13 protein-coding genes are annotated in these 13,923 nt (G+C 62.3%); 9 read left to right on the top strand and 4 right to left on the bottom strand.

Translation table 11 applies throughout. The features are described 5' to 3' along the window. Positions 1–8 precede the first annotated feature (8 nt). The 7 genes from ACSPX5_RS27055 to ACSPX5_RS27025 are packed head-to-tail and all read left to right on the top strand — an operon-like array spanning position 9 to position 6,500. Entirely contained in the window at positions 9–1,232 is a 1,224-nt protein-coding gene (locus tag ACSPX5_RS27055; protein WP_169428702.1) for a type II and III secretion system protein family protein, read from the top strand. Beyond that, the gene (locus ACSPX5_RS27050; protein ID WP_169428701.1) at positions 1,229–2,419 is read left to right on the top strand and encodes a pilus assembly protein; all 1,191 of its coding nucleotides are present in this window, start codon (positions 1,229–1,231) and stop codon (positions 2,417–2,419) included. Before ACSPX5_RS27055 ends, ACSPX5_RS27050 begins: the two co-directional genes overlap by 4 nt. Next, a complete protein-coding gene (locus ACSPX5_RS27045) occupies positions 2,416–3,684 on the top strand; it encodes a CpaF family protein (protein ID WP_439820596.1) in 1,269 nt (422 codons plus the stop codon). The genes ACSPX5_RS27050 and ACSPX5_RS27045 overlap by 4 nt, the downstream gene beginning before the upstream one ends. Before the next feature lie 18 nt (positions 3,685–3,702). Then, a complete protein-coding gene (locus tag ACSPX5_RS27040; RefSeq protein ID WP_439820595.1) occupies positions 3,703–4,587 on the top strand; it encodes a type II secretion system F family protein in 885 nt (294 codons plus the stop codon). Between the two features lies 1 nt (position 4,588). Continuing rightward, the gene (locus ACSPX5_RS27035; protein WP_439820594.1) at positions 4,589–5,473 is read left to right on the top strand and encodes a type II secretion system F family protein; all 885 of its coding nucleotides are present in this window, start codon (positions 4,589–4,591) and stop codon (positions 5,471–5,473) included. 15 nt (positions 5,474–5,488) lie between these two features. After that, positions 5,489–6,211, top strand: coding sequence for a tetratricopeptide repeat protein (locus tag ACSPX5_RS27030; protein WP_439820593.1), 723 nt, complete (start codon positions 5,489–5,491; stop codon positions 6,209–6,211). A 16-nt stretch (positions 6,212–6,227) separates the two neighbouring features. Beyond that, complete coding sequence (locus tag ACSPX5_RS27025) at positions 6,228–6,500, top strand: DUF3613 domain-containing protein (RefSeq protein ID WP_169428696.1); 273 nt, start codon at positions 6,228–6,230, stop codon at positions 6,498–6,500. Positions 6,501–6,550: 50 nt separating this feature from the next. Here ACSPX5_RS27025 and ACSPX5_RS27020 read toward each other — a convergent pair whose 3' ends face one another. Together ACSPX5_RS27020 and ACSPX5_RS27015 are read right to left on the bottom strand one after the other, a co-directional pair. Then, positions 6,551–7,327 (bottom strand): response regulator transcription factor, encoded by a 777-nt coding sequence (locus ACSPX5_RS27020; protein WP_323161510.1) that lies wholly within the window; start codon positions 7,325–7,327, stop codon positions 6,551–6,553. Between the two features lie 124 nt (positions 7,328–7,451). Further along, complete coding sequence (locus tag ACSPX5_RS27015) at positions 7,452–7,922, bottom strand: A24 family peptidase (RefSeq protein ID WP_169428694.1); 471 nt, start codon at positions 7,920–7,922, stop codon at positions 7,452–7,454. A gap of 75 nt (positions 7,923–7,997) precedes the next feature. Here ACSPX5_RS27015 and ACSPX5_RS27010 point away from each other — a divergent pair, with 75 nt between their 5' ends. Further along, positions 7,998–8,444, top strand: coding sequence for a TadE/TadG family type IV pilus assembly protein (locus ACSPX5_RS27010; RefSeq protein ID WP_439820592.1), 447 nt, complete (start codon positions 7,998–8,000; stop codon positions 8,442–8,444). After that, a complete protein-coding gene (locus ACSPX5_RS27005; protein WP_439820591.1) occupies positions 8,441–11,191 on the top strand; it encodes a PAS domain-containing sensor histidine kinase in 2,751 nt (916 codons plus the stop codon). Before ACSPX5_RS27010 ends, ACSPX5_RS27005 begins: the two co-directional genes overlap by 4 nt. On the opposite strand, the gene ACSPX5_RS27000 is transcribed toward ACSPX5_RS27005, so the two are convergent. Beyond that, positions 11,188–13,176, bottom strand: a complete 1,989-nt coding sequence (locus tag ACSPX5_RS27000; protein WP_439820590.1) for a pilus assembly protein TadG-related protein — start codon at positions 13,174–13,176, stop codon at positions 11,188–11,190. The genes ACSPX5_RS27005 and ACSPX5_RS27000 overlap by 4 nt on opposite strands. 146 nt (positions 13,177–13,322) lie before the next feature. Beyond that, positions 13,323–13,880 (bottom strand): DUF4136 domain-containing protein, encoded by a 558-nt coding sequence (locus ACSPX5_RS26995; protein WP_207865675.1) that lies wholly within the window; start codon positions 13,878–13,880, stop codon positions 13,323–13,325. Positions 13,881–13,923 lie beyond the last annotated feature (43 nt).

Below are 13,923 nucleotides of genomic sequence, written 5' to 3'. Positions count from 1 at the left end.
CCAAGTGCATGCAGAGTCGTTCCTGGCCGACCTTCAATCCCCTGCTCCGGGCCTTGCTGCTGATGGGACTGTCGATCAATGCCGCGCAGGCGGCGACCGGCAATTGCTCGGCCCTCGGCCGCTTGCCACCGGTGATCGAAGTCAACGAAGGCTGGCAAAAGGATCTGCAATCGCCGGTGGCAATCACGCGCCTGGCCATCGGCGATCCGAAAATCGCCGACGTGCACGCCACCGGCAACGCGTCGTTCCTGGTCACCGGCATGGCCCCCGGCGCCACCAGCCTGATGGTCTGGACCGGCTGCTCCAGCGAGCCGCGCCAGAGCATGGTGTTTGTCCAGGGCGCCGCCACCGGGGCGCTGACCGGCACGGGCTCACCGCCTGCGGAGGATGCGCTGCTGCCTTCGCAAGTGCAGACCGACATCCGTTTCGTCGAAGTCAGCCGCACCAAACTCAAGCAGGCCTCGGCCAAACTGATCGGCACCCGCGGTAATTTCCTGTTCGGCTCCCCCGGGACACTGCCGCCCATCGATGGCGTGCCGCAGCCGCGACTGCCGGTGGATAACTCGCTGTTCAACTTCTCCTGGATCGGCGGCAATACCATGGCGATCATCAACGCCCTGGAGGGCAGCGGCTTCGCCTACACCCTGGCGCGGCCAAGCCTGGTGGCGCTGAACGGGCAGAGCGCGAGCTTCCTCGCCGGTGGCCAGATCCCGATCCCGGTACCCAGTTCCGGCAGCGACAGCGTATCTATCGAATACAAGGAGTTCGGCATCCGCCTGACCCTGACGCCGACCATCATCAGCCACGACCGCATCGCCCTGAAAGTCGCACCGGAAGTCAGCGAACTGGACTTCAGCAATTCCGTGCAGATCGCCGGAACCACGGTACCGGCCCTGACCATCCGCCGCACCGACACCAGCATCTCCCTCGCCGATGGCGAGAGCTTCGTCATCAGCGGACTGATCAGCACCAGCAACAGCTCCCAGGTCGACAAGTTTCCGGGGCTCGGCGATATCCCGGTGCTCGGGGCGTTTTTCAAGAGTTCACAGATCAAACGCGAAGAGCGTGAACTGTTGATGATCGTCACCCCGCATCTGGTGCGTCCACTGTCGGCGGAAGCGCAACTGCCTTCGCTGCCGGGAGAAAAACTGCGCAACTACGACCCGAACTTCTATCGCATGTTCTTCATGGAAAACGGCAACTTCGACAAGCGCAGCGGGTTGTCCCAATGAGCCAGAGCATGAGCCAGACCTTTCTCGCCATCACCCGCAACAGCACCGATCTGGAATGGCTGCAAAGCGCTCTCGCGCCCCTGGGGCAAGTGGTCAGCGCCGGTACGGGCAGCCTCGATGAATTGCTCGCGCTGGTGGATGTCACCTTCGCCAGCCTGGTGTTCGTCGGCCTCGACCGTGAACACGTGGTGGCCCAGAGCGCGCTGATCGAAGGTGCGCTGGAGGCCAAGCCGATGCTGGCGATCGTCGCCCTCGGCGACGGCATGGACAATCAGTTGGTGCTCAACGCCATGCGCGCCGGGGCACGGGATTTTGTCGCCTACGGTTCGCGCTCCAGCGAAGTCGCGGGGCTGGTACGTCGCTTGAGCAAACGCATGCCGCCGGTGACCCACACCACGCAGTCGGGCGGGCTGACGGTTCTGTACGGTGTGCAGAGCAGTTCCGACGGCGCGCTGCTGTCCAACCATATGGCGCTGGTGGTGCAAAAGAGCGGGCAACAGACGCTGCTGCTGGACCTCGGCCTGCCCCGTGGCGACAGCCTGGCGCTGTTGGGTCTGGAAAGTTCGTTCCACTTCGGCGATGCCCTGCGCCACTTGCGCAGGCTCGACGCGACGCTGATCGACAGCGCCTTCACCAGCGCCGAAGCGGGTCTGCGGATTCTGGCCTATGCCGACACTGACGAGCCACTGGAGAGCACCAGCGCCGCCGAGCTGTACATGTTGCTCAGTGCCTTGCGCCAGCACTTCCAGCACATTGTCGTGAACCTCACCGGCCAGCCTGACAGCGAAGCCTTGCGCACCTTTGTCAGCCATTGCGACAAGCTGATCTGGTACACCGACCAGAATGTGCTCGATTGCCGGCGCAACCTGGCGGTGTTCAATCTGTGGCGGGAAAAAGGCATGAAGCTCGATCACGGACGGCTGTTGGTCGACCGCTATCTGAGCAACGTCGCGCCGGATGCGGACACCCTCGGCAAGACCTTCAATCTGGAAGTGATCGCGGTGCTGGCCCTGAGCCCGGAGCTGCGCATGAACGCCAAGAACCAGGGTGTGAGCCTGTTTGAACTGGCCCCCCGGGAGAAACTCACCCAGAGCCTGCGAGCGCTTGGCGAGCGTCTGGCCAAACGCTCCGAAGGCCTGACCAAACCCAGGATCACCTGGTTCGACCGGTTGCGAGGCAGCTCATGAGTCCGGAAAAACTCTTCGGTGCCCCTGCTCGCGGTCAGTCGGGCAACACCGACCACGAAGGTCTGAAACTGGTCCTGCATCGCTACATCATCGATGCCATCGAGGAGTCCGGGAAAAACCTGCTGGAAGGTTCGCGGCAGTTGCTGGCGCAGTTCGTCACCGACAAGGTCGCTGAGTACATCGCCCGTCTGCACCTGGCGATTTCCCGTTACGAGATGGAGCGCCTGGCGGAAGAGATCGTCGATGAACTGACCGGTTTCGGCCCGCTGGAGGTGTTGCTGCGCGACAGTGCCGTGACCGAGATCCTGGTCAACGGCCCGCATCGGGTATTCGTCGAACGCGACGGCGTGCTGCACCAGAGCGACTTGCGCTTCATCGACGCGCACCACGTCGAACGGGTCATGCAACGCATTCTGGCGCCGCTCGGGCGACGGCTGGACGAGTCGTCGCCGATGGTCGACGCACGCCTGCCCGACGGCAGCCGGGTCAACGCGATCATCCCGCCGATCGCCCTCGACGGGCCGTGTCTGTCGATTCGGAAATTCCGCAAGGACATGCTCAAGAGCAGCGACCTGATCGCCATGCAGACCATCGACCTGGCGATCTTCGATTGCCTGCAGGACGCGGTAGGCAAGCGCTGCAACATTTTGATCAGCGGCGGTACCGGTACCGGCAAGACCACGCTGTTGAACATTCTCAGTCAGTTGATCAACCCCCAAGAGCGCCTGGTGACCATCGAGGACGTCGCCGAATTGCAGCTCGGTCATCCACACGTGGTGCGTCTGGAAACCCGGCCGCCGAACGCCGAAGGTCATGGCGAGGTCAAGGCCAGCGACCTGATCCGCAACGCCCTGCGGATGCGCCCGGACCGGATCATTCTCGGCGAAATCCGCGGCGTCGAAGTGCTCGACGTGCTCACGGCAATGAACACCGGTCACGACGGTTCGATGAGCACGGTCCACGCCAATAATGCCCAGGATGCGTTGCTGCGGCTGGAAACTTTGGTCGGCCTGACCGGTCGCACGGTGGCCGAGCGCACCCTGCGGCAAATGATCTGTGCCGCGCTCGACATGATCATCCAGTTGACCCGCATGCCCGACGGCCGGCGCTGTGTCAGTGAAGTGGTGGAAGTGGTCGGCGTGCGCGAAGACGTGTACGTCACCAATACCTTGTTCCGCCTTGATCGACGCACCGGGTTCGGCTTCCTGCGCGAAGCGGTCAACCCGGCCGGCGACAAGTTGCGGCACGAGTCGAGTCTGGGCTGAGCGCATGGAGCTTTCGTCATGATGGGGCCGGTGATTCTCATCGTCATTTGCCTGATGCTGCTGGCGCTGTCCATCCGTCTGTTCCTGCAGGGTGTACGCAAGACCGCCAACGAACGGGTGCTCAAGCGACTGGCTGCCGGACAACCGCAGACAGCGCCCGGCAAAACTTCGTGGACAGGGCTCGAACGCATGTTCCTGAGGGCCGGCCTGGGCCGCCCCGACGAGCGCCTGGGATTATGGCTGGCGTTGTGGGCCATCGCGATGATGCTGGGTTATCTGACCGCCGACTGGATCGGCCTGCTGATCCTGACGCTGGCGCCGCCCCTGGTGTTGCGCCTGTACATCGCCTGGCTGTATCGCCGCCGGCTCAATCGCATGATCGAGCAACTGCCGCAGCTGCTGGACCACTCGGTGCGCAGCCTCAAATCCGGGCGCACCCTGAGCGACGCCGTGCTGGGCGGCATCGATTCCTGCGAGGATCCGTTGAAGACCGCGATGGGCCGGGTGCAGCGCAACGTGCAACTGGGGGTGAACCTGCCCGATGCGGTGAGCGACTTCGCCGAGCTCTACGAACAGGACGAACTGCGCATGTTTGCCCTGGGCCTGAAGGTCAATCACCGCTACGGCGGCAATGCCAGCGAATTGCTGGAAAACCTGATCAAGCTGATCCGCGAACGCGATCAGGGCGCCCGTCAGCTGCGCGCCCTGACCGGCGAAACCCGCTTGACCGCGTGGGTGCTCGGATCACTGCCTGTGATCCTGGTGAGCTACTTCATGCTGACCAATCCCGGCTACATGCTTGGCATGTGGAAAGACCCCGGCGGCCAGACCATGCTGATCATCGCGGTGGTGCTGCAGGTGATCGGCAGCCTGGCGCTGTGGCGCATGTTGAGGAGTGTCTGAGATGGTGATCCTGGCCAGTCTCATGCTGCTGCTCGGGGCGCTGCTGCTGGTCGGCAATCATTTGCTGACCGAACGTCGCCGGGTGCGTCAGGTCAACCAGCGCCTGCAGGGCCATCTGGTGCGAGAGAGCCGCTTGCGCACCTTGCTGCGGGCGCTGGGCAACAGCCGGTTCGGCCAGCGTTCGGTGAGCATGGACAGCGAAACCCAGACCCTGCTCAACCGCCTCGGCTGGCGCCGGACCAGTGAACGCTCGCTGTTTGCCGCGTGCCAGATCGGTACACCGTTGCTGGCGCTGGGTATCGGTTTGTTTCTGCAGGAGGTGTTCTTTCCCCAGGCGCCCAAGGGCTGGCTGGTGCCGATGCTCGCCACCGGCACCGGTTACCTGCTGCCCAAGCGCCTGCTGGCGTATGCCGCCGCCCGGCGGCAGAAAATCATTTCGGTGGAGGTTTCGACGTTCATTCCTCTGCTGCGCATCCTGTTCGAGTCCGGCATGGCGGTCGAACAGGCACTGCGCGTGTTGAGCATCGAAGGACAGAAACTGCTGCCGGAACTGACCAGCGAATTGCGCCTGATCCTTGCCCGCGTCGACTCGGGGCTGGAGCTCGGCCAGGAATTGAACAAGTCGGCGGTGATGCTGGCGGTGGATGAATTCACCGACACCTGCGTGATCCTGCAACAACTGATTCAACAGGGTGGCGGCGCGATGAAATCGCTGCTGGCGCTCAAGCAACTGCTCGATGACCGACGCCTGACGCGTTTGCAGGAATACATCTCGAAGATGTCGGCGAAGATGTCGGTGGTCATGATGCTGTTCCTGTTTCCGGCCTTGCTGATCGTACTGGCGGGCCCCGGATTTACCGCAATCACCCGGGCGTTTGCGTCCTGACATGGAGAGCGTTTGATGAAAGCACTGATGGTGGTGGCAAGCCTGTTGCTGCTGAGCGGTTGCGCAACGGACGGTCAGGCGCCGTGGACCGCCATGCTGGCGCCGAGCAGTTGCAGCAAGCTGAGCGCCGAGCAGGAGCTGTCGCTGAATCTGGTGGACGACCTGGCCAACGACGGCAAGCTGCACGCCAGTCTGGCCAACCTGCAAGGCCTGCCCGACAACCTCGTGGAGGTGCGTCTGCGCAAGGCCAAGGTCTATCGTCTGCTGGGACGCAATGAAGCCGAACCGCTGTATCGCGGCCTGCTCGGCACCTGTCTGAGTGCCGACGCCGAACACGGCCTGGGTCAGCTGTATGCCGCCCGTGGCGACAACGGCCAGGCCCAGGCGCACCTGCAGCGCGCCGTGCGACTGGCGCCGACCAATGAAAACATTCACAACGATCTGGGCGTGGTGTACCTCAATCAGTTGCGGCTCGAAGACGCGCGCTTCGAGTTCCTCACGGCCATCGAGCTCAAGCAGAACAATCAATTGGCGACGCTGAATCTGATCACCCTGCTGATCTACCAGAACAACTGGCAGCAGGCTGCCGAAATCGTCAGTCGCGCACACCTGACTCCGGAACAGTTCACCGACGCTCAGGAGCGGGCGGAAAAACTCAAGTCGCCCGTCAAGGCGAAAGCCGCCGCGGGCAATCAGGTCGCGGTAGTGGCTGACCCGCAACCGGCGACCATCAAGTGATCCTCAAGGAGGCGCCATGAACATCGTCAAGACACTGTGCTGCGTGGGGCTGCTGAGCCTGCCGCTCGGCGCACAGGCCATCGACGCCGGCCCCGCCTCGGCCCAGCAGCAGGAAACCGAGGGCTGGCTGTTGCTGCAAAGCCGCAACAAGGCCGCGTCCCCCGATCCGCAGGCAGCCACGGCCACCGAACGTGAACTGGCCATGCAGCGCTGGCTGAAGAAATACAAATATGACATCCCCGACTTCTATGACCCCGATGCCGGGGGCAAGATCGAGAGGAAGAACTGACTGGAGGTGTCGACGTTCCTGGCCGCCCGATGGCGGCCAGGAGCAACGAGCTAGTGCGCGGTAACCCGCTGACGTAAAGCCGCAGCACGCGGCGTAAGCGCCAGCGCCAGTTGGGTGCGGTTGTGCATGTGGGTCAGGCGCAGCACCTGCGAGACGTAAAGTTTCACGGTGTTTTCGGTGATGCCCAGCTCGCAGGCGATCTGGTAATTGGTCTGCCCCTTGCCCACCAGGCGCGCCACGTCCAGTTGCCGCGGCGACAGCTGATTGAAAATGGCCGGGATCTCCAGCATGTCGGTGTCACCCGATGCCTGCTCACTGACGGGGGCCGGCCCGCGACGCACTTTGTCCAGATCCTGATACAGATCATCGATGGACGACGACAGGTCCTGCAGTTTCTGATTCAACTGCCCCAGTTGCAGGGTTTTGTGCCGTTCCTGCAGAACGGTCTCCTGACGCTGCAGGCCTTCGAGCAGTTCATCCAGATTGACCGGCTTCTGGTAGTAGTCGGCAATCCCGGCACGCAGCGCCTTGATCACATCCTGTTTGTCGGCGCGGCCAGTGAGCATGATCGCTTCGAACACTCGCTGCTTGCCGGCCTGGCGCTGCAGCTCCTGCACCAGCTGGATGCCGTCGAGGTCCGGCATGTGCAGGTCGCACAGCACCAGACCGATCGCCGGATCCTCGGCAAAACGCTCGACCGCCTCTTTGCCGGACCCGCAGGGGACACAGCGATAGCCGCTGCTCTCGAGAAACTCACAGAGTTCCTCGACGATCAGTGCCTGATCATCGACCACAAGAACTTTTACCGCAGATGTAAGCTTGTTCACGTGCCACTCCATGCCCGGGCCAAACCTGACCGTTCCTGTACTGTCAGCCGTTGGCTGTATAACCAGTACATTGAAAGTAGACGCACTTTCCGACTATGTACATAAGACTAGTGGCGTTTGGCGACTAATGGATCCAAGGTAGTGCGAGTAAAAAACCGATCAGCACGAACGGCGCAAATGGCAGCTTTTTTGACATCGATGGCGCCATATATCGAAGACGTTGCCTAACCCCTTGACTCATATGAAGCCAGAGTCTTGGCGCCAGCAGGATCCAGACAAGGCTCGCAACGCCGGCGCCGATAAATATCCCGAGCAGCGATGTACCGTCCGTCGCAAGGCCAAGGGCTGTCATTAATTTCACATCCCCGGCCCCCATGCGCCCCATGAAATACCCCGGCAGGGTGAACGCCAGCGCCACCAGGCAGGCCCAGCCGCCCTGCTCCGCTGCGGCGCCCATCCAGGTGGTCCCGCAATACAGCAGATAAACCAGTGCCAGGGCGCCAACGCCCAATGTCAGGAGGTTGGCGATTCTCCGTTGCCGGGCATCCTGGGCTGCACACAAGCCCAACCAGATCAGAAGAACAAGGCTTTGCATCCGGTAAAAACCGTCCGTTTTGGCTGAATGATTCTATGCTGATACTACGCAGTGACTGTCAGGGTAGACGCACGGATGAAAACCGGCTCTCGCAAGGCGCAAAAAGGTGCGGTGGCGATCGAATTCGCCCTGGTGTTCGTGATCTTTTTCGCGGTGTTTTACGGCCTGGTCAGCTATGCCCTGCCGTTCGTGCTGATGCAGACGTTCAATCAGGCCACCGCCGAAGCGGTCCGCCGCAGCGTCGCCGTCGACCCTGCGACGCCCAACTACTCGACGGTTGTCGTCAACACCGCCAATGCCGCTCTGACGCAGCAGTTTTCAGGCTTGCCAACGTCCCTGAACGTGGTAGTAGGCGTGGACACTTCAGCAACCTATGACTCAACGCTGGGCACGCTCACCGTCAGCGTCAATTACCCCGTCAGCAAACTCAATCAGGTCATTCCGTTTCTGGTGTTGCCAGGCATCGGCACCGTACCCAGCCTGCCCACCAACCTGACCGCCAGCTCGAGCCTGAAATTTTGACGGCCGGGGACAATCTGTTCGGCCGCCTGCTCAAGCGCGCCCCGCTCGCCGGGGACCTGCCGGACGTGCTCGGCTCGCCCGCGACGGGTCTGCATCTGTACCTCGATGGCGAAGGCGCCGTGTTGCAAATGGCCGGCCCCTTGCGCCTGTTGCTGGCACAGCAGATACCCCATGACAAACCGTTGCCACTGCACGACTTACTGCTACCCCACAGCACCCTGGCGATCGAAGGCCGGCCGCAGGAATGGCAAGGGCAACTGCTGGACCTGGACTTCACCGGCCTGGGCGAACAGACCCTGCACCTGCGCGGCTGGGCCCAGCCTCTGGGCCACGGCTGGCTGCTGCAACTGATCGACATTGCCGACCTGCTGTCCGAACGCCGGCAAGCGCATCAACGCGAGGCGTGCCACGGGATTGCCGAGCAGATCAGCAAGCAGTTGCGCAGTTGCAGCCTGGGACGACTGCCGATGGTCGTCAGCGATCAACTGCAGATAATCGCGCAGCGCTGGCAGATCCCGTGTGTGGCACTCGCCTTGCTCAATGAGCAGGAACAGGTGTGGCAGATTCACTGCCAGTTCCACGCCCACGATGCGCCCGCGCTATGGCAGGACGGCCAGCGCCTCGGCACGCCGCTGGACAGCCTCAATGGCACCGGCCCGCAGCGCCTCGGGGCGCATTACGGCCAGTATGAACACACACGGGTGCAGGGGCTGTTCGGCAATGCCGAGGGGTTCGCCGTGCCCTACAGCGATGATCGTGGCGTGATGGCGTGGCTGCTCTGCGGCTTTTATGCGGTGGACAAGACCGCGCCGTATCTGACCGACCGTGACTGGCTGATGCTGGCCGGGGCGCTGGCAGGTCCGTTGCTCGGGCGTTTGCGTGAGCAGCAGCATCAACTGCAGCTGGAACGCCTGGAGTCATTGCAGACATTGCTGGGCACCGGCTGGTGGGAAATCGGCAGCAGTGGCGAACACATCCAGCTGGCCCCGACACTGGCCGCCATCCTGCAACGGGACAGCTCGACGCTGCCCCTGGAAAACTGGCTGAATCTGATCCACCCCGCTGACCGCGAAGAAGTGCGCAGCCGCCTGCAGGACCTGCAGGTGCACGGCGAAATCCTTGACCTGTGCGTGCGCCTGCATCTTCGCGACAGCAGTCAGCCCCCGGCGTGGTATCGCCTTCAGGGGCAGGTCAGCGGCACCGGCGATCACCGTCGGCTGGCAGGCTTCATGCTGGACATCAGCGACATCAAGAATCAGCAGCAACTGGCCGCTGCGGCCCATGCGCGACTGGACAATCTGATCGCCAGTTCACCGGCGGTCATCTATGTCCAGCACTACGTCGAGGGCGCGTTGCTGCCGGCGTTTTTCAGCGCCAGTCTGCAACCGTTGCTGGGCTGGAGCCTGGAAGACTGCGATGCCGGCGCACTGGTGGAGCGGATACACCCGGAGGACCGGGCCCTGTATTTCGAACGCACCCGCCAGCTGTTGCGCGAAGGGTTGGTACGTGCCCGCTATCGCTTGCGCGACAGTCGCGGTGATTACCACTGGCTGCTCGACGAGGCCCGCCTGCTGCGCAATGACCTCGGCCTGCCGGTGGAAGCCGTCGGCTTGTGGCTGGACGTCACCGAGGCGACGCTGGCTGCCGAACAAGTCAGACAGAGTGAAGAGCGCTACCGGATTCTGGTGGAGGACTCGCCGGCGATGATCTGCCGTTATCGTCCGGACCTGATCCTGACGTTCGGCAACCAGCCGCTGGCGAAGTACCTGGAATGCGCTCCCGAAGATTTACCGGGGGTCAATCTGGGCAGCTGGATGTCGGACGTACAACGCGCAGACTTCGTCGAGCGCCTGGCGTTGTTGACCCCGGAATCCCCCGTCAGCACCGCCGAAATCAACCTGCAATTGCCGGGGCGCGAGCATGCGTGGTGGGTGTGGTCGGATCGGGGCATGTTCGATGAGCACGGGAAACTGATCGAAGTACAAGCCGTTGGCCGCGACAACACCGAAGTGCGCCGCTCCCAACTACAACTCACCCAGAGCGCAAAAATGGCCACCCTCGGCGAAATGGCCACAGGTCTCGCCCACGAAATCAACCAGCCGCTGAATGTCATGCGCATGGCCATCGTCAACGTGCAAAAGCGCCTGAGCAACGGCGATGTGCAGATCGACTACCTGACCGACAAACTCAACCGCATCGACGCCCAGGTCCAGCGTGCCGCGAAAGTGGTGGATCACATGCGGGTGTTCGGCCGTCGCTCGGAAATCGAACAACAGTTGTTCAACCCCGCCAGCGCCATCGAAGGCACGCTGTCACTGCTGGCCGAAGGCATCCGCGGCAAAGGCGTGGATTTGCGCATCAGTGAAACCGCGTTCGAGGTTCAGGTGCGCGGATACGTCGATCAGCTTGAACAGGTGCTGATCAACCTGATGGTCAACGCCCGGGATGCGCTGCTGGGCAAACGCGAGTCCGATCCGGCGTTCAAGCCGTGGATTTCGATCTACGCCGAGCACGACGAGCAGAAGGTGCGACTGTGGGTCGAGGACAATGGCGGCGGCATCGACCCGCGTCTGCTGGAGCGGATTTTCGAGCCGTTCTTCACCACCAAACCGGTGGGCATCGGTACCGGTCTGGGGTTGTCGGTGAGTTACGGAATCATCGAAAACATGGGCGGCCATCTGAGCGTGTGCAACTCGGCGGACGGTGCGCGGTTCTGCATCGAACTGCCGATTGCACCCGATGACTAGATGACGAGATACGCCTTGCCGGTCTGGCCGCAGGTCATGTTGGCGCCGACATCAACATCCATCAGGTTGATCCCCAGCCCCTTTAGCAGGTTATTGAGCAACGGGTCGAGCAGCGGGCTGACCAGGTTGGTGATCAGCGGTTGCAGGATTGCCGTGACGCTACTGATCAGGCCCGCCACACCCGCTACAACGGAGCCCAGCGGATTGCTGCCGATCGGTTGGTAAACAATCAGATTGATTCCGGCGAGCGTGCTCGACAGGCTGTTGACGATGTTGCTGGTGGGTACGACGGAAATCACGCTCGGCGGCTGTTTCAGGTTGGGTGGCGTGGCGAACGGTGTGCTGCTGGAAAACACCAGATCCTGAGTGTTCTGCGCCACGCTGGTATCGACCATGATCGCGATACCGCCGGCGCCGTATTGCACGTGGGTATTCGAGTCACAGCTGCCAATACCTAAAATCGTATGGCAGGTCACAATGCCCAGATCCACCAGCGGCAACGGGGTGACCGTGGGTTCGGCAGAGGATGAAAACGCGTTGGTCGGGTCAATCTTGCCCAGTTTGAGGTCGGCAATCGAGGTGATGGTGTGGGCCGTCAGGCTTTTGGTGCCGGTATTGCCGGTCGGGCAGCTGTAGTCGGTGACATAACTGATGGCGCCGCCGGCATCCAGGCTGATGTCGATTGTCGGTGACGGCAACAATAACGGGTCCATCCGTTGGCAACTGAGGCAAAGGAGTGAGTTGGCCAACGAGACCAGATTCAGGGTCAACAGCTGATTGACAGTCGTGCTCAGAGTGCCGACCAATCCCAATACCGCGTTGCTCAGCCCGGCCACCCCGGTCAACACCGGCAGATTCACCGAGAGCATCGTGCGAATCTGCGCAGTGCGCACATAAATCCGGTTCGGCCCCAGAGGATTGGCCTTGGCCAGCGCCGGATCACCAATCGCCGAGAACTGCGGCGGCTCGATCACCTTGACCCGCACCGTAACATTCGCCAACCCCAGCACGCTGATCGGCAGGGTCGCGGCCACCGCACTTTTGCTGTTGGCCAGTTGAATCACGCCCTGAACCAGTTGTAACAGTTGCAGATTGGCATCCAGCCCGGCCGCCGTGGTGCCGATCTGCAGTTGCAGGATGTCGCCGAGCTTTACCGGCGCAGCATTGATCGCCGCCACTTGCAACTGACCGAGCGCTGTAATCACATCGGCGGTGGCACCGTTGAGTTGCACCACGGTAGCCGCAGCCTGGATCAATTGGGTCACCGTGGCCTGGGTATTGAGCAACTGGCTGTAATTGCCGGCGGCCACGTTGAGGTTGATTGCCAGTTGATTCAGGTAGCTGAGCAGATTGATGTCGGTGTTGAGCAAGCCGTTCCAGCCCAGGGCCGTCAGATTGACGTTGCCGCCGAGCAATCCGGAAAACAGCGGGTTGAGGATGTTCGATTGCGCGGTGTCGATACTGGCCAGATTACTGCGGATGTTCAATTGAGCGACGGTCGGCTTGGGCTTGGCCGCCACCGCCGAAGCGTAGAGCACGGTATTGAGACTGACCGGTGCGGCACTGAACAGCGCCTGCACGCCGCCGGCAAAACTGGTGGTCACGGTGCGGTTGGCCGCGACCTTGACCGCCTCTGATTGCGTCGCGTCAACCGTAAACGTGCGCAGGCCGGTGGCGGCTGTCACCAACTTTCCGCAATCGATCACAAGGACGTTATTGGCATCGGCGACAAACCCGTTGCGTGTCGCACTTTGCCCGGCGTAGCTGGCGGCAGTGAGGCCCGGCAGGCAATTGCCGCCACGGCTGACCGCCTCCAGTGCCGCGTTATCCACCAGCCGCTGCAATTTGCGCTGTTCCATGTACAGACGGCCGGTGTCCACCACCAGCAACATCAGGATCAGCGCGAGGCTGAGGGTGGCGGCCGCCATCAAGCCGATGGCCCCGCGCTGCCGGGCGGGGCCGCGACACTGCGAAAGACGCGACATGGCGCACTCCTTTGCCGGCGCACGGCCGGGCGCAAGCTCCATTGGTGGATGTCAGTGTAGACGCGGCGTGACGACACGGCTGGCAACACGCCAGCCGTCCCTTCAGAAAAAACGGGAGCTCCTGGGCTCCCGTTCAAGGCGCTCACTTAGCGCGGAGGGTAGTTCGACAGGATACGCGTCACCGTTTCATGGATGGCGCTGCTGCGATCCGCAGGGTTCGGCGTGCGGCTGAGCATCTGCTCGTCGCTGCCTCGCCACACCAGTTTGCCGTCCTTGCCGTCGAGCAGGTCGATCTGAATGGTCGCCACCTTGTAGGTGACGTTGCGGGTTTCGTTGTACATCGGCCCGCCCCAATAACCGTTCCATGGACCACCCCACCCACCGCCGTAATTGGTGGTGACCTGTTGCTGGCGATCCTCGACGATCAGGTAGGCCTGCACACTCAAGTCACCTTTGCTGCCCGCCGTGGCCGGGCGCAGGCCGCGCTGGTCCAGTTGATCGGCGACCGACTGGCGGATCCGCTGTTCCGTCAGGTCGCTCTTGATCCGAGGATCGTCGGGGCGGTACTGCAGGGCAGGTTCTTTCCAGCTCCAGCTGCGGTAGGCGGCGAAGTCGCGGCTGGCGTCAAAGTCATGATTGACCTGGTTGGTGGCGCAGGCACTGAGCAGCGCGGCCACAGCCAGTAAAGCAAAACGGCGGAACATGGTTTTTCTCCGGTGGAAAACATGAACCTGAGGGAGCTTCCGG

Source organism: Pseudomonas sp. HLG18 (genome assembly GCF_051903985.1).
In the GTDB taxonomy this organism is placed as follows: Bacteria; Pseudomonadota; Gammaproteobacteria; order Pseudomonadales; family Pseudomonadaceae; genus Aquipseudomonas; species Aquipseudomonas fluorescens_BT.
Note: the sequence above shows the minus strand (reverse complement) of the source record. Positions and strands in the feature narration are given on the sequence as shown.